Annotated in this window: 24 protein-coding genes; 6 read left to right on the top strand and 18 right to left on the bottom strand. The window is 62.8% G+C overall.

What is annotated here, in order from left to right:
• Positions 1-8: 8 nt before the first annotated feature.
• Together ACI1V7_RS09610 and ACI1V7_RS09605 are read right to left on the bottom strand one after the other, a co-directional pair.
• Positions 9-1,166, bottom strand: a complete 1,158-nt coding sequence (locus tag ACI1V7_RS09610; RefSeq protein ID WP_404531477.1) for a pyridoxal phosphate-dependent aminotransferase — start codon at positions 1,164-1,166, stop codon at positions 9-11.
• A gap of 129 nt (positions 1,167-1,295) precedes the next feature.
• Positions 1,296-1,760, bottom strand: coding sequence for a putative toxin-antitoxin system toxin component, PIN family (locus ACI1V7_RS09605; RefSeq protein WP_404531476.1), 465 nt, complete (start codon positions 1,758-1,760; stop codon positions 1,296-1,298).
• Positions 1,761-1,805: 45 nt separating this feature from the next.
• Between ACI1V7_RS09605 and yaaA the strand changes: the two genes are divergently transcribed.
• On the top strand, positions 1,806-2,576 hold the full coding sequence (gene yaaA / locus ACI1V7_RS09600) for a peroxide stress protein YaaA (protein WP_404531475.1): 771 nt from the start codon (positions 1,806-1,808) through the stop codon (positions 2,574-2,576).
• 381 nt (positions 2,577-2,957) lie between these two features.
• On the opposite strand, the gene ACI1V7_RS09595 is transcribed toward yaaA, so the two are convergent.
• From ACI1V7_RS09595 to ACI1V7_RS09520, 16 genes are all read right to left on the bottom strand, one after another.
• Entirely contained in the window at positions 2,958-3,203 is a 246-nt protein-coding gene (locus tag ACI1V7_RS09595) for a DUF2274 domain-containing protein (protein WP_023110632.1), read from the bottom strand.
• Positions 3,200-4,471, bottom strand: coding sequence for a TraB/TrbI/VirB10 family type IV secretion system protein (locus tag ACI1V7_RS09590; RefSeq protein ID WP_023110633.1), 1,272 nt, complete (start codon positions 4,469-4,471; stop codon positions 3,200-3,202). The genes ACI1V7_RS09595 and ACI1V7_RS09590 overlap by 4 nt, the downstream gene beginning before the upstream one ends.
• A 2-nt stretch (positions 4,472-4,473) precedes the next feature.
• Positions 4,474-5,466, bottom strand: a complete 993-nt coding sequence (trbG, locus tag ACI1V7_RS09585; RefSeq protein ID WP_023110634.1) for a P-type conjugative transfer protein TrbG — start codon at positions 5,464-5,466, stop codon at positions 4,474-4,476.
• Entirely contained in the window at positions 5,463-6,167 is a 705-nt protein-coding gene (trbF, locus tag ACI1V7_RS09580) for a conjugal transfer protein TrbF (RefSeq protein WP_023110635.1), read from the bottom strand. Before trbF ends, trbG begins: the two co-directional genes overlap by 4 nt.
• 17 nt (positions 6,168-6,184) lie before the next feature.
• On the bottom strand, positions 6,185-7,561 hold the full coding sequence (trbL, locus tag ACI1V7_RS09575) for a P-type conjugative transfer protein TrbL (RefSeq protein WP_023110636.1): 1,377 nt from the start codon (positions 7,559-7,561) through the stop codon (positions 6,185-6,187).
• Positions 7,558-7,890 carry a hypothetical protein gene (locus tag ACI1V7_RS09570; RefSeq protein WP_023110637.1) on the bottom strand — a complete coding sequence of 111 codons (333 nt, stop codon included), beginning with the start codon at positions 7,888-7,890 and terminating at the stop codon, positions 7,558-7,560. The genes trbL and ACI1V7_RS09570 overlap by 4 nt, the downstream gene beginning before the upstream one ends.
• A 12-nt stretch (positions 7,891-7,902) precedes the next feature.
• Positions 7,903-8,646 (bottom strand): P-type conjugative transfer protein TrbJ, encoded by a 744-nt coding sequence (trbJ, locus tag ACI1V7_RS09565; RefSeq protein ID WP_023110638.1) that lies wholly within the window; start codon positions 8,644-8,646, stop codon positions 7,903-7,905.
• Entirely contained in the window at positions 8,643-11,093 is a 2,451-nt protein-coding gene (gene trbE, locus ACI1V7_RS09560) for a conjugal transfer protein TrbE (RefSeq protein WP_023110639.1), read from the bottom strand. The genes trbJ and trbE overlap by 4 nt, the downstream gene beginning before the upstream one ends.
• Before the next feature lie 12 nt (positions 11,094-11,105).
• Entirely contained in the window at positions 11,106-11,375 is a 270-nt protein-coding gene (locus tag ACI1V7_RS09555) for a VirB3 family type IV secretion system protein (protein WP_023110640.1), read from the bottom strand.
• A complete protein-coding gene (locus ACI1V7_RS09550) occupies positions 11,372-11,764 on the bottom strand; it encodes a TrbC/VirB2 family type IV secretion system protein (protein WP_023110641.1) in 393 nt (130 codons plus the stop codon). Before ACI1V7_RS09550 ends, ACI1V7_RS09555 begins: the two co-directional genes overlap by 4 nt.
• Positions 11,761-12,804, bottom strand: a complete 1,044-nt coding sequence (gene trbB, locus ACI1V7_RS09545; protein WP_023123861.1) for a P-type conjugative transfer ATPase TrbB — start codon at positions 12,802-12,804, stop codon at positions 11,761-11,763. Before trbB ends, ACI1V7_RS09550 begins: the two co-directional genes overlap by 4 nt.
• A complete protein-coding gene (locus ACI1V7_RS09540; RefSeq protein WP_004883086.1) occupies positions 12,801-13,265 on the bottom strand; it encodes a ribbon-helix-helix protein, CopG family in 465 nt (154 codons plus the stop codon). Before ACI1V7_RS09540 ends, trbB begins: the two co-directional genes overlap by 4 nt.
• Positions 13,262-15,277, bottom strand: a complete 2,016-nt coding sequence (locus tag ACI1V7_RS09535; protein ID WP_004883083.1) for a conjugal transfer protein TraG — start codon at positions 15,275-15,277, stop codon at positions 13,262-13,264. The genes ACI1V7_RS09540 and ACI1V7_RS09535 overlap by 4 nt, the downstream gene beginning before the upstream one ends.
• A gap of 290 nt (positions 15,278-15,567) precedes the next feature.
• Positions 15,568-15,843, bottom strand: a complete 276-nt coding sequence (locus ACI1V7_RS09530) for an EexN family lipoprotein (protein ID WP_004883082.1) — start codon at positions 15,841-15,843, stop codon at positions 15,568-15,570.
• The gene (locus ACI1V7_RS09525; protein ID WP_004883081.1) at positions 15,840-16,784 is read right to left on the bottom strand and encodes a LysR family transcriptional regulator; all 945 of its coding nucleotides are present in this window, start codon (positions 16,782-16,784) and stop codon (positions 15,840-15,842) included. Before ACI1V7_RS09525 ends, ACI1V7_RS09530 begins: the two co-directional genes overlap by 4 nt.
• A gap of 74 nt (positions 16,785-16,858) precedes the next feature.
• Positions 16,859-18,283, bottom strand: a complete 1,425-nt coding sequence (locus ACI1V7_RS09520; RefSeq protein WP_028699135.1) for an efflux transporter outer membrane subunit — start codon at positions 18,281-18,283, stop codon at positions 16,859-16,861.
• A 109-nt stretch (positions 18,284-18,392) separates the two neighbouring features.
• On the opposite strand from ACI1V7_RS09520, the gene ACI1V7_RS09515 reads away from it, so the two are divergent.
• The 5 genes from ACI1V7_RS09515 (at position 18,393) to ACI1V7_RS09495 (ending at position 24,489) form a co-directional block, all read left to right on the top strand.
• A complete protein-coding gene (locus ACI1V7_RS09515) occupies positions 18,393-19,028 on the top strand; it encodes a TetR/AcrR family transcriptional regulator (protein ID WP_004883078.1) in 636 nt (211 codons plus the stop codon).
• The gene (locus tag ACI1V7_RS09510; RefSeq protein WP_023123862.1) at positions 19,028-20,194 is read left to right on the top strand and encodes an efflux RND transporter periplasmic adaptor subunit; all 1,167 of its coding nucleotides are present in this window, start codon (positions 19,028-19,030) and stop codon (positions 20,192-20,194) included. The genes ACI1V7_RS09515 and ACI1V7_RS09510 overlap by 1 nt, the downstream gene beginning before the upstream one ends.
• A gap of 22 nt (positions 20,195-20,216) precedes the next feature.
• Entirely contained in the window at positions 20,217-23,333 is a 3,117-nt protein-coding gene (locus ACI1V7_RS09505; protein WP_004883075.1) for an efflux RND transporter permease subunit, read from the top strand.
• Between the two features lie 190 nt (positions 23,334-23,523).
• Positions 23,524-23,859, top strand: a complete 336-nt coding sequence (locus ACI1V7_RS09500; RefSeq protein WP_004883073.1) for a DMT family transporter — start codon at positions 23,524-23,526, stop codon at positions 23,857-23,859.
• A 12-nt stretch (positions 23,860-23,871) separates the two neighbouring features.
• Positions 23,872-24,489 carry a DUF3313 family protein gene (locus tag ACI1V7_RS09495; protein WP_004883071.1) on the top strand — a complete coding sequence of 206 codons (618 nt, stop codon included), beginning with the start codon at positions 23,872-23,874 and terminating at the stop codon, positions 24,487-24,489.
• Positions 24,490-24,620: the final 131 nt, after the last annotated feature.

Genomic DNA, 24,620 nt, shown 5'->3' with positions numbered 1-24,620 from the left:
CATACACCCTAGATTTTCGCGAGACGCGCGAGCGCCAGCTTGAGCGTCTCGTCCTTCTTCGCGAAGCAGAAGCGCACGATGCCCGACTCCGTCGGCCGGCTGTAGAAGGCCGACACGGGGATCGCGGCCACCTTCACCTCGCTGGTCAGCCACTGGGCGAATTCCGCTTCCGGCAAGTCCGAGATCGCGTCGTAGCGCACGCACTGGAAGTAGGTGCCGTCGGCCGGCAGCAGCGTGAAGCGGGTGCCCGCGAGGGCGTCGCGGAACAGGTCGCGCTTCCTCTGGTAGAACGCGGGCAGCTCCAGGTAGGGCGCCGGATCGGCCATGTAGGCGGCGATCCCGTGCTGCATCGGCGTGTTCACGCTGAACACATTGTACTGGTGGACCTTGCGGAATTCCGCGCTCAGGGCCTTCGGCGCGGCCACGTAGCCGATCTTCCAGCCCGTCGTGTGGTAGGTCTTGCCGAAGCTGGAGACGACGAAGGCGCGTTCGGCCAGCACGGGATGGCGGCTGACGGAGGCATGTTCCTGGCCGTCGTAGACCATGTGCTCGTAGACCTCGTCGGACAGCACGAGGATGGGCCGGTCGGCGACGATGGCGGCGAGCGCGTCGAGGTCGGCGCGGCGCAGGATGGTGCCGGTCGGGTTGTGCGGCGTGTTCACGACGATCATGCGGGTGCGCGGCGTGACGGCGGCGGCGACGTCGTGCCAGGGCACGCTGTAGCCGTCGTCGCCCAGGCGCATCGAGACGGGCACGGGCACGCCGCCGGCCAGCACGATCGACGGCTGGTAGCTGTCGTAGCAGGGATCGATGACGATGACTTCGTCGCCCGGGTGAACGGCGCACAGGATCGCCGTGATGATGCCTTGCGTGGCGCCGGCCGTCACCGTGATCTCGCTGTTAACGTCGTAGCTGTGGCCGTACAGCGCGGCGATCTTGGCGGCGATGGCCTCGCGCAGCGGCTGGATGCCCGTCATGAACGGATACTGGTTGTGGCCGGCGCGCATGGCGGCGGCGACGGCATCGACGAGGCGCGGGTCGCAGTCGAAGTCGGGGAAGCCCTGGCCCAGGTTGACGGCGCCGTGCTGGTTGGCCAGCGCCGACATCAGGGTGAAGATGGTGGTGCCGACGGCGGGCAGGCGCGATTGCAGGTCGGGTGTGGTCATGGCGAAGAGTGGGGTAGATGAATGATCGCACCGTCGTCCCTGCGAAGGCAGGGACCTAAGTACTGTGTGCGTTATAGCAGCATCAGCAACATTGGGTCCCTGCCTGCGCAGGGACGACGCGGTGATGGTTCAGACCTTATATTCTGCCACGGCCGCGGCATCCACCTTGAGCCACGCCTCGGGCGTCATGATGCGGAACAGGTTCTCGCGCGCGGCGCGGCGCGCCAGTTTCAACAGCGCCTTGTCCTTGGTGACGAGCACGGCGGCGTTCGCATCGCGCGCGATCTCGAGGAATTTCTGGTCGTCACGGTCGGTGCAGACGGGCAGGCGGACGGCGCGCGACTCCGGCGCCACGACCTCGACCAGCGCGTCGAAGCGCGCGGCGGCCACCGGGCGGCTGGCCTCGTCCAGCGGCAGGTGCGGGTAGTTGAGGACGAACAGGTATTCGTCGCGGCAGTCGGCGCGGGTGACGGCTTTCACGCGGCCGGAGGAGAGCGCCTCCAGCAGGGGCACCCAGCGCGGGTCCTCGAACACGAACAGGTCGAGGCAGACATTGGTATCGATGACGATGGCTTGCACGGAACAGGGTATCATGGTGGCAATTTTACCCGCTGCACCGTCTTTCCCGCCTTTTCTTTTATGTTGATCGTCCTCTCTCCCGCCAAATCGCTCGACCTCGAATCGCCCCCCACCACCGACAAGCACACGACGCCCAGGTTCATCGACCAGGCCGCCGAGCTGATCAAGGTACTGAAACCGTATTCGCCCGCGCAGGTCGGCGCGCTGATGTCGATTTCCGACCCGCTGGCCGTGCTGAACGTGACCCGCTACGCCGACTGGCATCCGGACCACGCGGCGGCGCGGCAGGCCGTGATGTCCTTCGACGGCGACGTCTACACGGGCCTGGATGCGCGCTCGCTCGACGCGAAAGGGCTCGACTACCTGCAGCGCCACGTGCGCATCCTGTCCGGCCTGTATGGCCTGCTGCGTCCGCTGGACGGCATGTATCCGTACCGCCTCGAGATGGGCACCAGGCTCGCGAACCCGCGTGGCAAGGACTTGTACGCGTTCTGGGGCGAGACGGTCACGCAGGCGCTGAACGACGACCTCGCGCAGGCCAAGGCGACGGCGCTGGTCAACCTGGCGTCCGAGGAGTACTTCAAGTCGGTCAAGCCGAAGCTGCTCGACGTGCCCGTCATCGCGCCCGTGTTCGAGGACTGGAAGAACGGCAAGTACAAGATCATTTCCTTCTTCGCCAAGCGCGCGCGCGGCATGATGGCGCGCTACGCGGCCGACCACAGGATCACGGATCCGCAGCAGCTGAAGGCATTCGACGTGGACGGCTATGCGTACGACGCGAGCGTCTCGACGGAGAAGGCGTGGGTGTTCCGGCGCCGGATCGAGGCATGAGCGGCTGGTAGCGACGTCGTCCCTGCGCAGGCAGGGACGCAATTTTACGCAGCCGATTGCATGCCGTACTTGGGTTCCCGCCTCCGCGTGAACGACGGTAATAAAAAATGTCCGCTGTCAAGTCTTTGGCGCAGGGATGCATCGGCGCGAAAGGTCTTATGGGGCAACAGGTTAGGCCAGATTTCGGCCATCGCGTACGCTTGTCTCTTTTCGAGCTAGGTGCCGGATAGGCGCTTCGCGGCGGCAAACCCAGGGGCGGCACAGCGGGCAAGGTCGCATCGTCATCATAGCCCTAGCGTGTCACAAACCACCTCTCAAAGCGAAAGCGCAGCCCTCGGGCTGCGCTTTCATCGTGCGCGTATGGCGGATGCGTCTGCATCGTCAACCAGGCTTAGGGGCTGCGGCCTTGCCCACACTTCCCTTCCTGAATCCTCGATCCCCCGCCATAAAGGCTTCGAGCATGTGCGGGATCAGCGTGGCCGCATCAACCGCTTCGCCATACGCCTGCGCGTGCAGCGCGGCGTAGGCATCGAGGTCGGCTTTCAGGCTGGCCGGGCAGGAGAAGGTCAGCTTCATGACTTCATGGCGAGGCAGAGGGCCAAGCCGCAATTTCCTGGTCGTGCTCATCGTGAAGTTCCCTTGTTGAAAAAGAGCGGCTGATAGGCACGCAACACCAGATCGCGCGCCACGATGATCCGCACCGGCAAGCCGGGCCGGCTGGTCAAGGTCGGCTGGATGTTGAGGTTGCGCCGGGTCATCTCCTGGCCGACCTGATTGATGCTGTCCTGCGCGCTGTCGCGCCCGGCGATGATGATGCGATCGCCGTCCTGCCGGTTCTCCGGCGCGGCCAGCTCGGCGCCGATGCCTAGCAGCGTGGTCAGCGCCGCGCCGGCAAAGATGCGATCCCAATGCCAATCCACATCGTCTTCCAGGCCGGCATAGCCGGCCGGGTCGGTGCCGGCCAGGTTGTCGAGCGTGAGCGATGACGTGTCCGGCAGGATGATCCGGTTCCACACCACCTGCACCCGGCTCTGCCCGTAGCTGACCTGGCTGTTGTAGCGGCCCAAAATGCGCGAACCCTGCGGGATCAGCAGGAAGCGCCCGGTCGCCGTGTCATAGACCGGCTCCGTCACCGTGGCGATCACGTCGCCCGGCAAGTCCGACTTGATGCCGGTTACCAAGGCACCTGCGATCACCGTTCCGGCCATGACCTGGTACGGCGAAGCCGGCAGGGTCAGGTTGCCGGAATTGCGGGTTTCCGTAGAACCACCTTTCAGAAAAGCCTCTTTCTGGTCTTGCCGGTTCTGCACGGCGGTCGGGTCGGCAGGCAGGGCCGCCGTCGAAGCCGGCCCTGCGGCCATCGGGTCGAAGGCCGCATTGGCGGCGAAGCCCGGCGCGGCGGCGACCTGCGACTGCGCGACCGGCGCAGCCGCCTGCGCACCCGAACGGAAGAACACGGACGAAGCCGCGGCCGCTTCGGCTTCCTTGCGCAGCGCGTCGTTCGGATCGTGGCCGGGGGCCGCATAGGCGGCCGTCACCGGCTGCTGCGACTTCACGATGGCCGGGCCGAGATCGCCCGGCAGCGGCGGCCCCAATTCGGGAACGGCGGGCGGCAGCTTCGAGTAATCCGCCGGCAGCGCATCCAGCCCTTCCGACTTCGAGACGCGATCGACGTTGTAAAGCTCGGCCTGCTCGCTGGCTCCGCGCCTCTGCGGTTGCAGCGACCACATCAGCGCGCCGAGCACGGCGACCGCGAGGCCGCCGGCAAGGATGGCCAGGGTGCGCCGGTTCAGGCGCGTGACCGGGCGCGGCTGCGCGCGCAGCGCCACCGCCTCGGGCGCGATCTTGTCCGCCGCCTGCGGCGTGGCGAGGTCGGGAGTGTCGTCCTGGCTCATGGTCAGTTCCTCCGCGCCACGCCATCGGTGCGCTCGATGCGTACCACGTCGCCGCCATCGCCGCCCAGGCGCAGTTCAGCCGCGCCGAACAGCCGATCCACGATGTAGTACGGCGAGCGGAAGCGGTAGTTCACCAGTTGCCCGTCGCCCTGCGCACCAATGACGAATAAGGGCGGCAATTCGCCTTGCGCGATGCCGGGCGGGAACTGGATATAGACCTTCTCGCCGTCGTCGAAGGCGCGCAGCGGCTTCCACGGCGGATTGCTACCGCTGACCGCGTAGCGGAAACGGATCTTCTCCAGCGACAAGCCAGTATCGACCGGCGCGGCGGCGCTGGCCGCCTGCGACTGGCGCTGCAAGGCCAGCATCCGGTCTTTCGGATAGTCCCAGGACACCGAGGCCATCCACGCCTTTTCCGTCGAGGTCAGTTCCAGCAGGTAGGTGCGTCGGCTGGTGGTGATGACCAGATTGGTTTTCAGGCCCGAGCGGATGGGCTTGACCAGCACATTGACGCGCAGCGCTTCGCCGCTGCCGCTGGACGTATCGCCCACGATCCAGCGCACGGTATCGCCAGCGGCGACCGTCATCAGTTCCTCGCCGGGCTGCAAGGAAACCACGGTCACGCGCCCCGGCGCGGCATAGACCTGATAGAGCGCGCCGTCCGTGAAGGGCCACACCTGAATCGCATTGACGTAGCCCTCGCGGGTCGGCGCGATGCGCGCCTCGGCGTTGGCGCGCGAAACGCGCACCTTCTCGTCGGCTGGCTCCGGCGCAGCCGGGGCCATATCGACCTCCGGCAGCGGCTTCAACTGCGCGGGCAGCGCCAGCGGCTCGGGGACGGCCACGACTTCGACCGGCTTGGGCGGCTCGGGCAGCGGTTGCGCCTGCACCGGCCCATCGAGCGAAATGACCGGAGGCGGCTTGCCCTGCGAGGCGCAGCCCGCAAGGGCAAGCAGGATCGACGGCAAAGCGTAAAAGCGGAAAGGCAGGTTCATGGCTTGGCTCCTTCGGAAGAATCCAGTTCGCGGCTCCACGCCAGGCCATTGACGTAGATGCCCAAGGGATTGCGGCGCAGGCGTTCTTCGGTGCGCGGGGTTTGCAGGACGATGGACACCACGGCCGTCCACCGCTCCAGCCCGGCGGCCGCGCCGTTGACATAGCGGCGTTCCGTCCAGCGCACGTTGAATGACGTGTCGCTTGCGCGGACGACACTGGTGATCTGCACCGTCACCGACTCCTTGCCGATGCGCGCGAACGGGTCATTGGTGCGGGCGTAATCGTTGAGCGCGGCCGCGCCTTTGTCGGTCGTGTAGTCGTAGGCGTCGAGCCAGTTCTGCCGCACGACGATGGGATCGACGGACAGCGAGCGAACCATCGTCACAAAGCGCGCCAAGTGGTGTGCGATCTGCGCATCGCCTGGCCGGTACGGCGTGGCGGCTTCGCCTACGGCGCGCACCTGGCCGGCTTCATCCACCTCGATGACATAGGGCGTGACGATGGACTGCGCCGAGCGCCACACCAGGCCACCGGCCATCAGCAGTGCCAGCACTAGACAACCGAACGCCATGAGACGCCAGTTCTTCGCCTGTACGCGGGCCGAGCCGATACGGTCGTCCCAAACTTGGGCGGCGGATTGGTATGGGGTGGCAGGCTGCGGCGTGTCGGCATAGCGCACCTGCGGTCGCTTGAATCGCATGGGTTTCTCCTTGAAGGTCAGGTATCGGAATCGCGCAGGCTCGGGCCTTGCCCGGAGCCGCCGCCGTCGCCCCCGCGAAGCGTGTGGGCGGCGGTGGTCGCGGCATGGGTGATTTGCTGGCGGCGGTGCATCCGCTTGGCCCAGGCGGGTTGTTCCTGCTTGGGCGAGCCGGCAGCACCGTCTGCTGCTTCGCCAGCGGCGGCCTGGCCTGCGCCAGCAGCGCCAGCGCCTGTGCCGTTCCAGCCGGCGCGGAATGAATCGGCCACCTTCTGCCCGGCAGCGGAAGCGCCAGACGCGGCGCGGCGGCCCGCCGCCTGTGCGCCCGTCTTGGCGACATTGCCTAGGCCAGCCGCTGCACCCCTGGCCCCGCCGCCAGCAGCGGCGGAACCGGCCTGGAACGCCGAGCGGGCGCTACCAGCCGCCGAGGTCGCGGCACGCGCACCCGCGCCGGCCAGCTTGGCGGCGGCCGGGGCCATGCGCGCTCCAGCCATGACCGCGCCGCCCACGCCAGTAGCGGCGGCGCCGATGGCAACACCCGTGCCGACAGCACCAACCGCCGCGCCGGCCATCGCGCCCGCGCCGAGTTGCGGCGCACCGGACACGAGGCCCGTGGCGATGCCGGGGCCGAAGATGCCGAGCGCCAGCAAGGCGAGCGAGGCCAGCATCACGACCAGCGCGTGGTCGATGGATGGCTCGTCGGGGTGAACCTGGAACTCCGTGAACAGGCCCGATCCGATGCCGACGATGACGGCCAGCACCAAGACCTTGATGCCTGACGACACCACGTTGCCGAGTACCTTTTCCGCCAGGAAGCTCGTCTTGTTCCAAAGCGCAAACGGGATCAGGACGAAGCCGGCCAGCGTCGTCAGCTTGAACTCGATCAGCGTGATGAAAAGCTGTACCGCGAGCACGAAGAAGCACAGGATCACCACCAGCCAGGCGAGGAACATCACCACGATGGGGTCGATGTTCACGAACACCTCGGGGAAGCCCGCCATGTCGCCGATCTGTTCCAAGATCGGCGCACCCGCGTCGATGCCGGTCTTTGCCAGTCGCCCCGGCTGAAGAAAGTTCTCCATCGTGATGGCCGAGCCGGTGGCAGTGATGCCCAAACCGGCGAACGAGCGGAACACGATGCTTGCCAGCCAGTTGAAGTTGCCGATGATGTAGGCGAAGGCGCCGACGTAGAGCACCTTGCGAACCAGTTTGGCGATCACGTCCTCGCCTTGGCCAGTCGCATGGCTCATGGCCCAGTACAGTCCCGCGATGGTCATGTCGATGACGATGAGCGTGGCCGTCAGGAACGCCACCTCGCCTTGCAGCAGTCCGAAACCGGAGTCGATGTAGCGCGAGAATGTATCGAGGAACTTGTCGATGATGGTCACGTCATTCATGGCGTGTCCTCCGTAGCGGCGAGCGGCGCATCACCAGCGTCATCGGTGGGCGTGTCGAAGCTCGCCGGGATCGGTGGCAGGTCGGCCAGCGAGCCGTATTCGTCCGGCCCGGTGTGGCCGGCGAAGAAGCGCCGCCGGAAGGCGTCGGCGGCGGCGCGGCAAGCGTCTTCGCCCACGGCCTGCCGGTCGGCCGCGCATTGCGCGCGTAGCGCCTTGAGCCGCACGGCATCGGCGGCCAAGGTCGCGGCCAGGTGTTCGGCCGGTTGCTGGCCGCACGCGGTCAGCAGCACGGCCAGCAACGAAACCGGCAGGACGTGAACGCATCGCATGGCCGCCTCCTGTCAGTTGTTGTAGAAGTTGACGGACTGCGGCGTGTACGGCGTGCCGGTGCCGAGGAAGCGCCGCCGCACTTCGCGGGCGCGCTCGGTGGCCGCCGCCTGCCGCGCCAGTTCCAGCGAGGCCGCCCGGTCTTGCGTGATCTGGAGCTGCTGGGCCTGGATGGACTGCTTGGCCTGCAAGGCGAGAAGCTGGTTCGTCGCCTGCATGGCTTGCAGCGCGCCGGTGGCCGACTGGCTCTGGCTCACGAGGTCGGCCAGTGCGCTTTCGTCTTGGGCCAGGTTCTGCGACACCTGCGCCTGCATCCGCATCGCGGTGTGCAGGCCGTTCAAGGTGTTCTTCCAACGCTCTTGCGCGTCGCGTAGCATCTGGTCGCCGCTCACCGTCGCTGCGTACTGCTCCGGGTACAGCCGGGCGAAGGTGGCATCCATGCTCTGCACGTCGTAGGCCAGGCCGCGTGCCTCGGTGATCAGGCGCTCGGTAGTCGCCAGTGTCGAGCGCAGGCGATTGACGATGTTGAAGTCGAGATTCGCTAAGTTGCGCGCTTGGTTCATCAACATCTGCGCTTCGTTCTGGAGCTGATTAATCTGGTTGTTGATCTGCTCCAGTGTGCGCACGGCGGTCAGCGTGTTCTGCACGAAGTTGGACGGGTCGAACACCGTCAGTGCGGATGCAGGCTGTGAGGCCAACAGCGACACCGACAGCACGGTGGCGAGCGAGGCAGACAGCAAACGGTGCTTGGTATTCATGGTGAAACCTCCAGTGGTGGGGAGTTGAGGAAAGAAGCCGCCGCCGGTGAGGACGGCAGCAGGTCGGCGGCCCAATCGAGGCCGCGATGGCGCAGCCACGCGCCGGCGAAGCCGGGAGCGCCGGCCTGCGTCAGCACGCGGTCGATGTCGCGTTGGTCTTGTGGTGTAGATGCGCCCGCAAAAGCGAGCGCGGCCGGCCCCAGGTCGAGGTCGAACAGGCGATTGCCCAGGCGCGATTGGTAGTAGTAATCGCGCTTGGGCTGCGCGGTAGCGACGATCTCGATTTGCCGACTGTTGAGGCCGAAGCCCTCGTAGATCGTGCGAATCTGAGGCTCTGTCGCCTGAGGGTTAGGGAGAAAAATCCGACTGGCGCAGCTTTCGATGATCGCGGGCGCGATGGTCGAGTCCTTGATGTCGGCCAGCGATTGCGTGGCGAAGATCACCGACACGTTTTTCTTGCGCAGCGTCTTGAGCCATTGCCGGATGCGCGCCGCGAAAGACGGCTCATCGAGGAACAACCAGGCTTCATCGAGGATCAGCAGCGTGGGCGCACCGTCGAAGCGCTCATCGAAGCGGGCGAACAGGTAGCGCAGCACCGCTTGCACGGCGGCGGGGCTGTGCATCAGTTCTTCCATCTCGAAGCCCTGCACGGCGGCCATGCCCAGCCGGTCGCGGTCGGCGTCCAGCAGCTTGCCGTGCGCGCCACCCAGTACATACGGCGACAGAGCCTGCCGCAGCGCGTTGGATTGCAGCAGCACGGAAAACCCGGTCAGCGTGCGTTGCTCCACCGGCGCACCGGCCAGGCTCCCCAGCGCCGACCAGATCGCCGCCTTCTCGTCCGGGCCGACGGTGACGCCTTCATGCAGAAGACGGCCTTCCACCCATTCGGCCGCCCAGGTGCGGTAGCCCTCGCCGTCGATGCGGGCGAGCGGCTGGAAGGCAATGCCGCCATCGGCTCCGAGATCGTAGTGCTCGCCGCCCAAGCCGAGAATGGTGGCTCGCATCGAGCGCCCCATGTCGAATGCGAAGATGCGCGAGCCGAAGTAGCGGCGGAACTGCATCGCCAAAATGGCGAGCAGTACCGACTTGCCCATGCCGGTCGGGCCAGCGACCAGCGTGTGGCCCACGTCGCCGATGTGCGTCACCAGCCGGAACGGCGTCGCGCCATCGGTGCGGGTGACGATCAGCGGCGGGCCGCCCAGGTGGTCGTTCTTCTCCGGCCCGGCCCATACCGCCGACAGCGGCATCATGTGCGCCAGGTTCAGCGTCGAGACGATGGGCTGGCGCACATTCGCATAGGCATTGCCGGGAATGGACGACAGCCAGGCATCGACCGCGTTCAAGGTTTCGGGGATGGTGACGAAGCCCCGGCCCTGGATGACGCGCTCCACCATGCGCAGCTTTTCATCGGCAGCGGCCGGGTCGGCGTCGAGCACCGTCACCGTGGCGGTGAGGTAGCCGAAGGCGACTTGATCGCTGCCCAGCTCCTGCAAGGCGGCATCGGCATCGGCCGCTTTGTTGCTGGCGTCGGTATCGACCAGCGGGCTTTCCTGCTGGAAGATGGTTTCGCGCAGCAGCGCCACCACGTTCTTGCGCTTGGCGAACCACTGGCGGCGCAGGCGGCCCAACTCCTTTTCCGCCTCGGCTTTGTCCATGCAGACAAAGCGCGTACTCCAGCGGTAGCCAAAGCCCAGGCGGTTGAGGTCGTCCAGCAGGCCCGGCCAGGTGGAAGTCGGAAAGCCCCGTACCGACACCACCCGCAGGTGCTGGTCGCCCAGCGTCGGCGCGAGGCCGCCGACCAGAGCGGAATCGGCCAGCAGCGCGTCGATATGGAACGGCACTTCCGGCACGCTCACGCGGTAGCGCCGCGTGGACACCGTGGCGTGCAGGTAGGTCAGCGTTTCAGCGTCATCGAGCCAGGCGATTTCCGGCATCACACCATCGAGCAGGTCAAAGACCCGATCCGTTTCCGCCACGAAGGCATCGAGCCGGCCGCGCCAGTCCACGCCGTCGCTGGGCGTGTTCTCGTAAAGTAGCTTGGCGGCGCGGGCGCGGGATTCCTCCGGCGGCAGGTAGGCCAGCGTCAGGTGATAGCCGCTCTCGAAGTGATGGCCCGATTCCTCGAACGCGGCACGGCGTTCTTCCTCCACCAGCCACGACAGTGGTTCGGGGAAGTCGGAACGCGGATAGTCGGCGGCGGGACGGCGCTCGGCCTCGATGAACAGTGCCCAGCCCGAACCCAGCCTGCGAAGCGCGTTGTTGAGCCGGGCCGAGGTGGCGATCAGTTCGCCTTGCGTGGCGCTGTCCAAGTCCGGTCCGCGAAAGCGCGCCGTGCGCTGGAAAGCGCCATCCTTGTTCAAGATGACGCCCGGCGCGATCAGCCCGGCCCAGGGAAGCCAGTCGGCCAGCAGCGCGGGCCGCTGGCGGTATTCGGCAAGGTTCAGCATGGCGGCATCCCCCTACACGTCCAGCAGCGGCTTGTGCTTGATGTGCCGGGCAAACACGACCATGAACTGCGGATCGACGCGCGCGCCCCACACCGCCAGCGAATGGCCGACGATCCAGAGCACCACGCCAGGAATCCAGAGTTGCAGGCCCAGTCCGACGGCGGCGGCCAGCGTGCCGTTCGCAATGGCGACCGTTCGCGGCGCACCGCCCATGAGGATCGGTTCGGTCAGCGAGCGATGCAGCGGCACCTCGAAGCCCGGAAGATCGTTGGCCGTACTCATACGACAGCCCCGCCGGAGAAGCTGAAGAAGCTCAAGAAGAACGAGGACGCAGCGAAGGCGATGGACAGGCCGAACACAATCTGGATCAGCTTGCGGAAGCCGCCCGACGTATCGCCGAAGGCGAGCGCGAGGCCCGTGGCGATGATGATGATGACCGCGACGATGCGCGCCACCGGCCCCTGAATCGACTCCAGAATGGATTGCAGCGGCCCTTCCCAGGGCATCGAGGAACCGGCGGCCTGTGCCGTGCCAGCCAGCAACAGCAGCAGCGCGGCCAGCAGCAGACCTTGCCCCGCCGGGTGGGCTAGGCTGCGCAGCCGCGCAAGGCTGGACAGGCGGGGAAGCGGATTTACGGAAAAGCGGAAAGCGTGAGCGTGCATCTGCGTCATGGCAGTTCTCCAGGTTGGTCAGGGGACGGAGAAGAAAGCGGCGGCAACTCGGGAAACGGCGTTTCCAGCGCGTCCGCCAGGCGATAGCCCATGCCGTCGAAGCCGACGACGCGGGCAATGCTTCCGACGCGGCGCTTGCGGCCACGTCCGGCGATGTGGATGACGACGTTGACCGCCTCGGCGATCAGCGCACGCGGCGGGTTCACCGCGACTTCGAGAATCAACTGTTCGAGGCGCAGCAATGCGCCCAGCGCGGAACCAGCGTGGATGGTGGCGATGCCGCCGGGGTGGCCGGTGCCCCACACCTTAACCAAGTCCAGGGCTTCGCCGCCGCGTACCTCGCCGACGATCACGCGGTCGGGGCGCAGGCGCATCGTGGCCCGCACCAGCTCGGTCATAGACACGACGCCAGCGCGGGTGCGCAGCGGCACATGGTCGCGGGCTGCGCATTGCAGCTCGATGGTGTCTTCGAGCACAAGCACGCGGTCGCCCGTGGCGGCGATCTCCGCAAGCAAGGCATTGGCGAGTGTGGTTTTGCCGCTGCTCGTCGCCCCGGCGATCAGGATGTTCTGGCGCTCACGCACGGCGCGGCGCAGGAACTCGGCCTGGCCTGTGGTCAAGATGCCGTCGGCCACATAGCGATCCAGCCCGATGATGCTCACGGCGCGCTTGCGCAGCGCGAAGGCTGGGCCGGGCGCTGCGGGCGGCAAGATGCCCTCGAACCGCTCGCCGGTTTCGGGCAGCTCGGCGGTCAGCAGCGGCCGCCCGCGATGCACCTCTGCGCCGACGTGCGCAGCCACCAGCCGGATGATGCGTTCGCCATCGTCTTGGGACAGCTCCACGCCCAGCGGCATGCGGCCCGATGACAACCGATCCACCCATAGGGTGCGGTCGGGGTTGAGCATGATTTCCACCACGTCGGGGTCGGCCAGCGCAGCGGCGATGACTGGCCCCATTGCCGTGCGCAGCATCTGGATACGGCGATCCAGAGAGGTTGCGGCGGATGAGAGTTCGGGCGGGGTTTGCGGAATGGCGCTCATGAGGCACGCTCCTGCGCTTCAGCCAGTGCCTCCGCGTCATCCATTCGCGCCGGGTCTGGGTGCAGTTCTTCCACAACGTCGCGCACCAGGCTGCGGCCACGCAGCAGGTGGCGGCCGAGCCGCTCCACGAATTGCTCGAAACGCGCTTTGCCTTGGGCGCGAGCTGCGTCCTGATGGGCTTCGGGAATCGGGGTGCTGACGGTCAGGAAGTAGCGGATGAACAGCGCCAGTGTTTCGATCTGGATGTTCTGGTCGCGCTCCATGCGCTCGGCCTGCCGCGACAGGCGATCGAGCCGCTTGGCGATGGCCGCCTCGCGCTGGTCGCCAGCATCGGGCGATAGCCACGACGCGAGCGCCGCCGCGACAATGGACGACTTGGACACGCCTTTCTTGGCGGCCAGTTCTTCGAGACGCTTGGCGTGCTCGGGCTGAATGAACAGATTGAGGCGGTATTGGCTCATAAGTCGATTCCGTCGTTGGGGTCGAGGGAAGCCAGCCGGGCCGTGCGCTGCATGGCCGGGTCGAGCTGGCCGGGAAGCGGCAGCGGCAGGTCGTCGTCGTCATCGAGCAGAGTCAGGTCATGGCCGGCGAGCAGCGGTTCGGGGCTGTATTCGCTGACTTCGGATAGCTCCGGCTGTCGGCGTGGGCCGCCGTCATCGGCGGTGCCTGTGCCATCGCCGGACAGGCCCGCAGCCCGGACCGTTGACACGGCTGGGATCGATAGGCCGCTCCAGTCGTCGGGCCGGGCCGGTGGCGCGTCCGCGTATTGCCCGGCCGCGAGCACAGGCGGCGGTAAAACGCGGTTCTTGAAATTCGCGTCGGCGTAGTAGCGCAGCTTCTTGGCCTTGATCGGTGCCACGCTGGACACCATCACCACAGCTTCCTCAGTCGGAAGCTGCATCACTTCACCGGGCGTCAGTAGCGGGCGGGCCGTCTCCTGCCGCGACACCATGAGGTGCCCCAGCCACGGTGCCAATCTGTGCCCGGCATAGTTGCGCTGCGCGCGCAGTTCGGTAGCGGTGCCAAGCGTTTCGGAGATCCGTTTCGCAGTGCGTTCATCGTTGGTGGCGAACGTCACGCGGACATGGCAGTTATCCAGAATCGAATGGTTCTGGCCGTAGGCTTTGTCGATCTGGTTGAGCGATTGGGCGATAAGAAAACTGCGGATTCCGTAGCCCGCCATGAAGGCAAGCGCCGTCTCGAAGAAGTCCAGGCGGCCCAGCGCCGGGAACTCATCGAGCATCAGCAGCAGCTTGTGGCGGCGTTCGATGCCGTCGCTGCCGTCGAGCGATTCGGTGAGCCGTCGGCCGATCTGGTTGAGGATCAGGCGAATGAGCGGTTTCGTCCGCGAAATATCCGAAGGTGGCACTACCAGATAAAGCGACACCGGATGCTCGGACGCGATCAGGTCGGCGATACGCCAGTCGCAGCGCGAGGTGACTTCGGCCACCGTGGGGTCGCGGTAGAGGCCCAGGAACGACATGGCGGTGCTCAACACGCCGGAACGCTCGTTGTCCGACTTGTTGAGCACTTCGCGCGCCGCCGAAGCGACGACTGGATGCGGGCCACCACCTTCCACGTTCACGAGGTGCTGTGTGGTCATCATCCGGTGCAAGGTCAGCTCGAAGGGGCTGGCCGGATCGGAGAGGAAATTGGCGACGCCGCGCAGCGTCTTGTCCTCGCCCGCGTAGAGCACATGCAGGATGGCCCCGACCAGCAGCGCGTGCGAAGTCTTCTCCCAATGGTTGCGCTTCTCAAGCGCGCCTTCTGGATCGACCAGAATGTCGGCTATGTTCTGTACGTCACGCACTTCATGTGCGCCGCGCCGAACTTCTAGCAGCGGGTTGTAGGCCGCCGACTTCGCATCGGTCGGATTGAACAGCAGGCAGTGTGAGTAGCGTGAGCGCCAACCTGCGGTGATCTGCCAATTCTCGCCCTTGATGTCGTGGACTACGGCGGATGCAGGCCAAGAAAGCAGCGTCGGCACCACAAGGCCGACGCCTTTGCCTGAGCGCGTGGGCGCGAAAGTGAGGATGTGTTCCGGGCCTTCATGCCGAAGGTACTTGCCATCGTGCTGACCGAGGAACACGCCGATCGGCTGCGTAAGGCCGGCTTTGCGAATGTCCTCCGTACTTGCCCAGCGTGCCGAGCCATAGGTCGTGACTAGGCGTGATTGACGAGAGCGCCAGATCGACATGCAGACTGCGACCACCACCGCCAGCAAGCCACTGCCACCCGCTATGGCACCGCCCGTGTCGAAAACGCGTGGCGCGTAGGCATCGAAGAAGAACCACCACTCAAACAGCTTCCACGGGAGGTAGATCGGTGTGCCGAGGAAATCAAACCAGGGGGAGCCAAGGCGTACCTGATAGCCAAGGGCTGCTGCCGTCCATTGTGTGGCGCCCCACACACCCGCGATCACGATGCCGAATACCACGGCTATCTGACCGAACAGCACATTCGTACCTTGCATAGCCCCGCCTCCAATCTCTCCTACGCTGATTCCCTTGGGAAACGCGGCTTAGAAATGTGCCGCAGGCGTCAGGATCGGTGCTGGCTTAGTGCCGGTCAAAGACCGTTTGGGGCAGAAAGGTCGATAAGAAAGAATGAATTCGCGCTGTGTCTAGCCAGGGAGTGACTCCGTAAGCGCCGGCGAATATCAGCGTGCCGAACAGAAGATTCAGGCAGACTAGCGAATTGCTGAATTGCTGAATTGCTGAATTGCTGAATTGCTGAATTGCTGAATTGCTGAATTGCTGAATTTCAGAATTTGGGGGATTCTTTGGGCGGTGTGTATGGCGTTTTTCCGTCACCGTAGAACCGCTTACGTGTTGCCTCCGCTACCCGGTTGCAAAGCAGTTCGCCCAAAGTAGGCCGATCCGTCTTGCATTGCTGGCGCAACTTCTTGAGCTGTTCCGGGTCTGCCACCAGCTCTTCTACTGTCGGGGTTTTCTTTTCTGCACTAGTGGCTTTGTGCGGTTTATCAGATTGACCGCATGCGACTAGCATTGCAGCGACGAGCGTGATGGCGAGTCTCATGGCATCAATTCCTCCGGAAGATCGGGATTTCGGCTTTTTGTTGACCTGAGAAACTCTGGCAATTCGATGGCCTGTACTCGCTGAATGAAGCGCGCAAGCTCGTCAAACGGATCGCCTTCAAGTCTGAGTAGATAGGTCGTCAAAGGTGGTACGCGTGTCGAAAGCGGCCTCGCCACGACTCCTGGCTCTCGGGAGGCTGCAATGTGTGCAGCCCCTGTAAGTCCGAGTGCAAAACCGGCAGATACCAACGCCATCATCAGGTCGAAAGTGGTAACCCGCTCGGCAACTAGAGGCTGCATTTCAGCCCGGCTAAGTACTCGCTCAATGTGCTTGGCGTGGCCCTCGCACACTTGAGGATCAGATAGCACTAGCGGGTAGCGCAGCAGTTCATCCAATGGAATTCGCTTAAGAGCCAGCAACGGATGCCGAGCTGGCAGCGCCACCATAAGCGTGTCAGTCCACGCGGGAAGTGCGACGATTCCATCACCTACGTCGTCGGACTGTGCAAAGCCGACGTCATACAGGTCGTCGTGCAATCCTTTGATTTGTTGGGATAGTGGCACCTCAAAAAAGCGAATCTCAACCTCGGGCTCCTCCTCGCGACACAACGCCAATAGGGCTGGTAAGCACAGTAGTGTTGCGCCGTCTGACAAGGCGACGCGGAGTTGTCCATGAAAGCCATTTTTTGCTGCCTTCACGCAGTCCCGCGCCTGTTGCAAGGATGCGAACACCCGAGGTGCGTGCTCCATGAGCATCAACCCAGCTCGTGTCAAACGCGTGCTTCTCGTGTTCCGAATAAAGAGCTGTGCTCCTAACTCCTCTTCGAGTTCTTTGATCGTGCGAGACAGTGGGGACTGCTCAATATGCAGTTTCGCAGCGGCGCGAGCGAAGTGAAGTTCCTCGGCGAGCGCCATAAAACAACGTAGATGTCGAATTTCCATGCGTCCCCTACTAATCGTCGATCTATTCAGTATTTAAAACTCGCTGCCATGCTGCGTTCTTCCAACTCAAGGACTCAGGGTGAAGATTGCAGATTCACATGCTCTGGCGAACCAGAAAGCGCTTTAGCGAGAACACCCCATTGCACGGCTGCGTCGGCGCGAGCACGGACCAGAGCCGCTCGCTGGGACAAGGTGCCACGCTCCGCTTCTGCAACAACGGTCGCATCCACCTGTCCCGCCTCAAAGAGGCGTCGACTGCGGTCAAGGAGTCGATCAGCGACGACAAGACCATCGACCTGATGCTGCAGAGAAGTCCGCTGGGTCTGCCAGCCCAGATAAGCGTTCTCCACATCCTGAAGCGCAAGCAAAACCGTGCGTTCCAGGTCAGCCTGTGCGCCGCGACTGCGTGCTGAGCCCTCGTCGATTCCCGCTTGTATTGCTCCACCGTCAAAGATCGGAAGCGTCACACCCAAGCCCAGAGAGAAAATGTTCCCTGCCACACGTGTTCCGTTGTTCTCGAAGCGTTGGCGCCCACCACTCAAATCGAGCACAAGTTTGGGGAACCGCTCGCCTTCTGCTGCGTTCCATCGCGCCGTCGCCGCTGCAAGACGCGCCTGCGCGGCTCTGACGTCGGGGCGCTGCTGCAGCAATTCGCCTGGCACGCTTCTGGGAGTCCAATCGGGCATGGTGAGAGAGGCAAGCGCAGGACCGCTGCCAAGCGCCCCCGGAATCCGGCCAACGAGCACATCCAAGGCATGCGTTGCTTCGCCGCGTACGCGTCGCAACTGCTCTTGCTCCACCCGGAGGGCGATGACCTCGGAACGCGTGCGTTCAATGTCAAAGCCCGTAGCTTGACCTGCCTTGAACTTCTGCTCTGTCAGACGCTCAAGGCGCTCGGCGACTTGAAGTCGCTCTTTTGCCAGATCTTCCAGCTCTGCCGCCTGCCGCTGCTGCAGTGCAGCGGACACTGTCTCAAAGGCGATCTGCCAACGTGTCGCGAACCAGTTCTGTTCGACAGCAACTGCGTCCATCCGTGCGCCATCAGCGGCATGCGAGAGGCGGCCCGCTAGATCAACTTCCCATGAAGCCGACAGCGGAAGCCTGGCATCGCTGCTGATGGTCGGTGCCAAAGAAAAGTCGCGCGCGCGCGTTGCTTGGGGCGTGAGCGCCAAGCTAGGGAACATTGAAGCGCGTGTACGTCGGGTGATCGCCACAGCTTCATCAATCCGCGCTCTTGCAATAGCGAGATCGGTGTTGTGCTCCAGCGCGTTGCGCACCAGCGCGTCAATCAGCGGATCACCGTACGCCGTCCACCACTCGGCCGGGAGTGCTTGTGCTGGCACCTGCTGCACAGCCAGACCCGCTTCGTTCATGAATTTGGCCGGAACCTCAACGCGTGATGTCTCCACCCTGTGAGGCGAGTGGCTGCACGCGGCGAGAAGCGTGATCGATAGGAATGCAACAGCAGTAAGGCCGCGGCGGGCGTAGGGATCGGACATGTTGAGCCACTAGGTTGTGAATTGAGGAGGCCGTCTTGACGGGCATAGTTCATGGCGTGTACTATACCGTCCAGACGGTTCAAAAATCAAGCATCTTTGGAGTTTCACCATGGCAACTCGTATGAAATCAAGCCCAGAGGAGTCGCATTCGGCGGACAACGGCGCTGAAGCCCCCTCCATCTCTAAGAAAGCGCAACAAACACGGGAGCGCATCCTTCAAGCTGCGCGTGACGTAGTCATGGAGGGAGGTGCCGGGCACCTAACGCTTGACGCGGTCGTTGCACGGGCAGGAATTTGCAAAGGTGCGTTCCTGTACCACTTCAAGACCAAGCGCGATCTGCTCCTCACGATGATTGATGACCAGGTCTCGGCGTTTGATGGCGGGCAGGAAGAGCGAGAGCTGCCATTCGTCGGCGATCCAGACCCTTGGCTATCCAGCCAGGTCTCGGCTATGCCTGACGGCGGGATGCAAAAGATGAGCGCTGCATTGCTGGCGGCCGTGGCTGAAGACCCCACGCTGCTTGAGCCTGTGCGCGGCTGGTACCGCAGGCAGTACGAGAACGCGAGCAAATCTCCACGCGGCACCGATATCGCCGGAATCGTTCTATTTGCCTTGGACGGAGTCTTCCTCGCCGAAATGATGGGTTTTCCGACGTTTGCTGCCGAAGACCTTTCTCGACTCATGCACACCCTCCAGGCGCTCGCCCGCGGCGAACTGGAACTCACCCCTATTGATAAACGCTGATGAAAGGCCTTCCCGTGTCTTGCACTCCCTTTAAATCCCAGTCCTGGCAAATGCAGAAAGTCGGCCTCGCGTTTGTTCTGCTCGCATCGCTTGCCGGCTGTGGTAGTCAGAAGGAGCCTGCTTCCGATCCACCGCGAGCGGTCAAGCTGCTCACGGTGGGGGATGTAGGTTCTGTGGCCAATCGCATTGAATTGAGTGGTCTAGCTCGCTCCAGTGAGCGGAGTACCTTGGGGTTCGAGACTGGCGGGCGTATCAGCAAGCTTCATGTGGACGTGGGAGATCGCTTCTCTCGCGGACAGCTTCTGGCTGAGTTGGATGTTCAGCCCGAGCAACTCCGCCTAGAACAGGCTCGGGCGACACTCGCTGCTGCGGAAGCCGCATTGGCAGACAGAATCGTGCAGACAACGCAGCAAAGGGGGCTGCTTGAGGGCAACGTAATCTCCCCGGCTGCATTCGAGAGTGTGAAAGCACAGTTGGTTGCAGCTGAAGGCCAGGTGCGCAATGCAAAGGCCGCATTCGGCCTTGCCGAGCGTGCGCGAAGGGGGGCCGCCATTCATGCGCCATTCGACGGCGTCGTCGCGGAGAAACTCGCTCTGCCGTTCACAGATATTGCAGCCGGAGCGCCGGTGCTTCAAGTGGATGGACTACGCAGCGGCGTAGAAGTCCTTGCGACTGCATCGACGACCCAGGCGGCAAATATCAAAATTGGGCAGGTCGCCGAACTGCGCCTGAGCGAGTCAGCAAGTCCCGTTCGTGCTTCGGTACAACGCATCGGCTTGCGTGCTGAAAATGGCTCACTTTTACCTGTCGTGCTCGTTCCTCAAGATGCTACTCTTGCGCGCAGTCTTCGACCCGGGTCTGCCGTTCAAGTATTGCTGAAGGCACCGGAAGCGAAGGATGCCTCACCAGATCGTCTGATGCTTCCCTATTCGGCACTGGTGCTCAGTGAGAAAGCAGGACAAGCCGCAGTGTTTGTATATGACGTGACCGGAAAGAAGGTGCACCGCCGGGAAGTGCAATTCCAGAGCGAGCCAGGCGGCGACAACGTTCGCGTTGTGGGCGGCCTGAAGCGCGGCGAGATGGTAGTCGCGGCTGGCGCGAGTTGGCTGACGAACGAGCAACAAGTCACCCCACTCAAGGCCACGACCCAATTGGCCGGACGCTGACCCGCTACAGGAAGACTTCGCTATGAAGATCACAGAAATGGCGCTGCGCGCCAGCAGACTCACCTACCTTGCCGCGGTCATCATTCTTGTTGCCGGCATTGCCACGTTTCTCAATTTCCCTTCGCAGGAAGAGCCATCGGTCACGATTCGAGATGCGGTTGTTGCCGTTCTGAACCCTGGCATGCCAGCCGAACGTGTTGAGCAGTTGATCGCGCGTCCGATCGAGGAGCGTTTGCGGGAGCTGGCCGAGGTCAAGCGTGTAACCACAACCGTTCGCGCGGGCGGGGCCGTCATACAGGTCACGATCTGGGAGCGGTACACCGACCTAGCCCCCATATGGCAGCGCGTTCGCGCGAAGGTTGCCGATGCTCAGCCTCTGCTTCCACAGGGTACGTTGGGGCCATTTGTCAACGACGACTTCGGCCGTGTTGCCGTGGCCTCCATTGCGGTGACCGCGCCGGGCTACTCCATGGGCGAAATGCGTGTGTCGTTGAAAGAGATGCGCGATCGCCTATACGCGCTTCCCGGCGTTGATCGCATCAGCTTCTACGGCTTGCAGGAAGAGCGCGTCTATCTCGAATTTGATCGACCAAAACTAGCCCAGCTTGGATTGACCCCACAAGGGGTGATCGATCAACTCGTTAAACAAAACGTCGTGCTTTCAGGCGGGCAAATCGCCATCGGTGGCATCAACGCTTCGCTGGCTGTTAGTGGAGAGGTTCGCGACGCCGCTTCGCTGCGCGCGTTGCCGATCATGATGGCGCAAGCTCAGGGTGCGCGCGGTGCTTCGCCTGCTCCTTCAATCTCACTGGGAGAGCTTGCGCGCGTGCAGGTACAACCTGCAGATCCTCCCGAGTCTGCTGCAGTCTATAAGGGCCAGCCTGCCGTAGTGATGGCAGTGTCCATGACCTCGGGCCAGAACGTGGAGCAATTCGGCGTAGCCCTCAAATCCCGTGTGGCCGAGCTTGAGAAACTTCTGCCCGCAGGTTTCGAGCTCTCCTATGTGACATTCCAGGCAGACGTCGTCAAACGTGAAATGGGCAAGATGAACCAGGTGATGATCGAAACGATTGTCATCGTGCTCGGCGTCGTCGTCCTTTTCCTGGGATGGCGCACAGGATTCATCGTCGGGATGATCGTGCCGCTTACCATTCTGGGGGCACTGATCGTGATGCGCGCGCTGAACATCGAGCTGCAAAGTGTTTCGATGGCAGCCATCATCATCGCTTTGGGGCTCTTGGTAGACAACGGCATCGTGATTGCCGAAGACATTGAACGGCGCTTGGCAGCCGGTGAAGACCGCAAACAGGCTTGTCTCGAAGCGGGTCGTACCCTCGCACTGCCGCTGCTGACGTCCTCATTGGTTATCGTCATCGCCTTCTCCCCGTTCTTCTTCGGCCAGAGTGCGACGAGTGAGTATCTGCGCTCTCTCGTCATTGTCCTCGCGCTCACGTTACTCGGATCTTGGCTGTTGTGTCTGACCGTCACTCCACTGCTGTGCTACCACTTCACCAAAGTGCATCATCAACCGGCGAATGACGCGCAAACCTACAACACACGCTTCTATCGCGGCTATCGCAAGTTGCTTGAGTGGGTGCTTGACCACAAGGCGATCTACGTTGGTGTGATGACGGGTGCATTGGCCGTAGCTCTGTACGGATTCACGACACTGCCATACGACTTCTTGCCGAAGTCCGACCGAGTTCAATTCCAAATACCGGTGCAGCTCGCCCCTGGAACGGATTCACGGCTCACTCTTGCCAAAGTGAAGGAAGTGAGCGGCTGGCTCGGTGATCAAGAAATCAACCCCGAAATCACGGATCACATTGGCTACGTCGCTGACGGTGGGCCGCGCTTCATCCTTGGGCTCAATCCCCCATTGCCAGCATCGAACATCGCGTACTTTGTCGTGACGGTCAAGGCAGGCACCAACATTGACGTCGTGATTGCCCGAACTCGGGCTTACTTCGCGCAGCATCATGGAGATGTACGCGCAGAGCCTCAGCGGTTCTCGCTAGGCACTACCGAAGCCGGCACAGCCGTCTACCGGGTCAGTGGGCCGGATCATGAGGTGCTGATGAATGCGGCGGCGAAAATTGAGTCCGCGCTACGGGAGCTGCCAGGTACGGCCAACATCAAGAACAACTGGGATACCCGTGTCGGCCGTCTCGATGTTCGGGTCGATCAAGATCGTGCGCGACGTGCTGGCGTCACCACCGACGACATAGCTGCCTGGCTTGGCACCCGCTACATCGGCCAGTCGATCTCTGTGATCCGAGATGGCGATACCAGCGTGCCAATCGTGATGCGCGGGACGTCCAATGATCGGCGCAGCACTGCGGACGTTGGTTCGACGACCATCTATCCAGCGTCGGGTGGCCAGCCGGTTTCCCTGGCGCAAGTGGCCGATGTCACGCTCGCTAGCGAGCCGTCTGTGATCCAGCGCCGCAATCTCATTCGTACAGTCACAGTTCAGGGGCAGAACACCGCATACACCGCGCAAGAGATCGTGGATCACCTCGCACCTCGGATCGCCGCAATTGAACTACCTGCAGGCTATGCCATAGAGCTTGGTGGAGAAATTGAGGAATCGGCTGAATCGAATGCATCGCTCACGCACTACATGCCGTTCGCTCTTCTGGCGATGTTGCTGCTATTCATCTGGCAGTTCAACTCCTTCCGCAAGCTGATCGTGATTCTCGCAACGATTCCCTTCACGTTGATTGGGGTCGTGATTGCACTGAAGGCAACAGGCACTCCTTTCAGCTTCATGGCGACATTCGGGGTGCTTGCGCTGTTCGGAATCATCGTCAACAACGCCGTTCTTCTGCTCGAACAAATTGAACACGGCCTCTCGGAAGGTCTCGCCCGACATGAAGCCCTGGTGGGAGCTGCGATGCAGCGGCTGCGTCCAATCGTGATGACCAAGGTGACCTGTATCGCGGGTCTCGTGCCCCTGATGTTGTTTGCGGGGCCGCTGTGGAAGGGCATGGCCATCGGCATGATCGGTGGTCTCGCACTTGGCACGCTCGTGACGCTTGGCCTGATTCCGTTGCTCTACGAGGTGCTGTTCGGAATGAAGTGGCCGGGCAGCAAACGGAGTCACGAGGCGGTACAACAACCAGTGCAACCGGTCTGATCCCTCAGCGTAACTGTCCACACGCTTCCCCCGATCTCTCTCGTGGCCGGAGAGATCGGGGAGACAGATTCTCGCCATCAGAGAGTTTAAGAAGAAATCAGAAGCAGAGCGAATTGACCGCCTACTGCCTATTCTTTGATGCTTTGATGCTTTGATAATCAATTTTCACTGAATAGATTTGGAGAAATATATGAACCCGTTGTCATGGAATCCATGGTTGGTTCTACTGATTGCCGGCCTGTTCGAAATCGGTTGGCCACTAGGCCTCAAGATGGGTGCGGCCAATGCAGCGATGCGCTACGTGGGGCCGGCGATTGCAGTTGCCTGTATGGCAGCCAGCGGCTTTTTCCTATGGTTATCTCTTAAACAGATCCCCATAGGAACAGCTTATGCGGTCTGGACCGGCATCGGTTCGCTGGGCGCGTTTTTCGTGGGCGTGTATGTGTTCGGCGATACCGCCTCCTTGATACGTTGGGTTGGAATTGCGCTGGTTGTTGCTGGCATCGTCTGTCTGAAAATGGGATAAATGAAAATATATATGAAACGCCCTATTTCATTAATCCATTTTGTGCTGCTGGCAGGCCTCACGGCAACCTTATCTGGCTGTGCTTCAAACGGAATGACTCGATCAGGGTTTCTTGGTGATTACGATGTATTGGGAAAAACGAAGTACGAAAATGTTCTGCTCTTCAAGGCGCCAGGCTTTGAACCCAGTCGTTACCGGGAAATATTAGTCGAGGATGCTCAGGTAGTGACGGCAACTGGACGCATAGGTGGGCTTGAAGCTGAGCAAGTGCGAGAGCTTCTCGATCACGTCAACAGTGAACTGCGACATCTCCAAACTAAGTCCGAAGCTCCCGCATCGTCAGGCCGCATACGTGTGCGTGTGGCAATTACGACCATTGAGACGCCCAATAGAGCAGTCAACACCCTAACGACGTTGCTTGTTGGACCAGTGACAACTGGGGGAGCTAGTTTGGAGTTTGAGGCAGTAGATGAACAAACAGATCGTCGGGTGGCTGCTGCTAGCTGCTTCGAGCACGGCAACGCTCTCGCGGATTTCAAAGGCTCCTACACACTGCTCGGGCATGCAAAGTCTGCAATCACCACCTGCCTTGAACGGATCAATAGCGCTTGGAGAAGTGCTGGCTCGTGAATAGCTGCTATTCCATAACTTCGCGCGGATCGCGAGGAGCCTCATCAAGGGGATTCGTAGGGTGCCGTTCTTGTAACGTCTGCAGCATTCTGGAGTGGCTCTGCTTCGTCGCAAAATTGCCGGCGTTTCTC

The sequence above is a fragment of the Massilia paldalensis genome, from assembly GCF_044901715.1.
Taxonomy (GTDB): domain Bacteria; phylum Pseudomonadota; class Gammaproteobacteria; order Burkholderiales; family Burkholderiaceae_D; genus Telluria; species Telluria paldalensis.
Note: the sequence above shows the minus strand (reverse complement) of the source record. Positions and strands in the feature narration are given on the sequence as shown.

Bases quoted from the DNA above. Each gene is read 5' to 3' on its own strand.
- ACI1V7_RS09540 (WP_004883086.1), bottom strand. From the start codon at position 13,265: ATGAGCCAATACCGCCTCAATCTGTTCATTCAGCCCGAGCACGCCAAG.
- ACI1V7_RS09555 (WP_023110640.1), bottom strand. From the start codon at position 11,375: ATGAGTACGGCCAACGATCTTCCGGGCTTCGAGGTGCCGCTGCATCGC.
- ACI1V7_RS09520 (WP_028699135.1), bottom strand. From the start codon at position 18,283: ATGTCCGATCCCTACGCCCGCCGCGGCCTTACTGCTGTTGCATTCCTA.
- ACI1V7_RS09510 (WP_023123862.1), top strand. From the start codon at position 19,028: ATGAAAGGCCTTCCCGTGTCTTGCACTCCCTTTAAATCCCAGTCCTGG.
- ACI1V7_RS09495 (WP_004883071.1), top strand. From the start codon at position 23,872: ATGAAACGCCCTATTTCATTAATCCATTTTGTGCTGCTGGCAGGCCTC.
- ACI1V7_RS09530 (WP_004883082.1), bottom strand. From the start codon at position 15,843: ATGAGACTCGCCATCACGCTCGTCGCTGCAATGCTAGTCGCATGCGGT.
- trbL (WP_023110636.1), bottom strand. From the start codon at position 7,561: ATGAATGACGTGACCATCATCGACAAGTTCCTCGATACATTCTCGCGC.
- yaaA (WP_404531475.1), top strand. From the start codon at position 1,806: ATGTTGATCGTCCTCTCTCCCGCCAAATCGCTCGACCTCGAATCGCCC.
- ACI1V7_RS09535 (WP_004883083.1), bottom strand. From the start codon at position 15,277: ATGCAAGGTACGAATGTGCTGTTCGGTCAGATAGCCGTGGTATTCGGC.
- trbE (WP_023110639.1), bottom strand. From the start codon at position 11,093: ATGCTGAACCTTGCCGAATACCGCCAGCGGCCCGCGCTGCTGGCCGAC.
- trbJ (WP_023110638.1), bottom strand. From the start codon at position 8,646: ATGAATACCAAGCACCGTTTGCTGTCTGCCTCGCTCGCCACCGTGCTG.
- ACI1V7_RS09570 (WP_023110637.1), bottom strand. From the start codon at position 7,890: ATGCGATGCGTTCACGTCCTGCCGGTTTCGTTGCTGGCCGTGCTGCTG.
- ACI1V7_RS09550 (WP_023110641.1), bottom strand. From the start codon at position 11,764: ATGACGCAGATGCACGCTCACGCTTTCCGCTTTTCCGTAAATCCGCTT.
- ACI1V7_RS09595 (WP_023110632.1), bottom strand. From the start codon at position 3,203: ATGAGCACGACCAGGAAATTGCGGCTTGGCCCTCTGCCTCGCCATGAA.
- ACI1V7_RS09610 (WP_404531477.1), bottom strand. From the start codon at position 1,166: ATGACCACACCCGACCTGCAATCGCGCCTGCCCGCCGTCGGCACCACC.
- ACI1V7_RS09515 (WP_004883078.1), top strand. From the start codon at position 18,393: ATGGCAACTCGTATGAAATCAAGCCCAGAGGAGTCGCATTCGGCGGAC.
- ACI1V7_RS09505 (WP_004883075.1), top strand. From the start codon at position 20,217: ATGAAGATCACAGAAATGGCGCTGCGCGCCAGCAGACTCACCTACCTT.
- ACI1V7_RS09590 (WP_023110633.1), bottom strand. From the start codon at position 4,471: ATGAGCCAGGACGACACTCCCGACCTCGCCACGCCGCAGGCGGCGGAC.
- trbB (WP_023123861.1), bottom strand. From the start codon at position 12,804: ATGAGCGCCATTCCGCAAACCCCGCCCGAACTCTCATCCGCCGCAACC.
- ACI1V7_RS09500 (WP_004883073.1), top strand. From the start codon at position 23,524: ATGAACCCGTTGTCATGGAATCCATGGTTGGTTCTACTGATTGCCGGC.
- trbG (WP_023110634.1), bottom strand. From the start codon at position 5,466: ATGAACCTGCCTTTCCGCTTTTACGCTTTGCCGTCGATCCTGCTTGCC.
- ACI1V7_RS09605 (WP_404531476.1), bottom strand. From the start codon at position 1,760: ATGATACCCTGTTCCGTGCAAGCCATCGTCATCGATACCAATGTCTGC.
- ACI1V7_RS09525 (WP_004883081.1), bottom strand. From the start codon at position 16,784: ATGGAAATTCGACATCTACGTTGTTTTATGGCGCTCGCCGAGGAACTT.
- trbF (WP_023110635.1), bottom strand. From the start codon at position 6,167: ATGCGATTCAAGCGACCGCAGGTGCGCTATGCCGACACGCCGCAGCCT.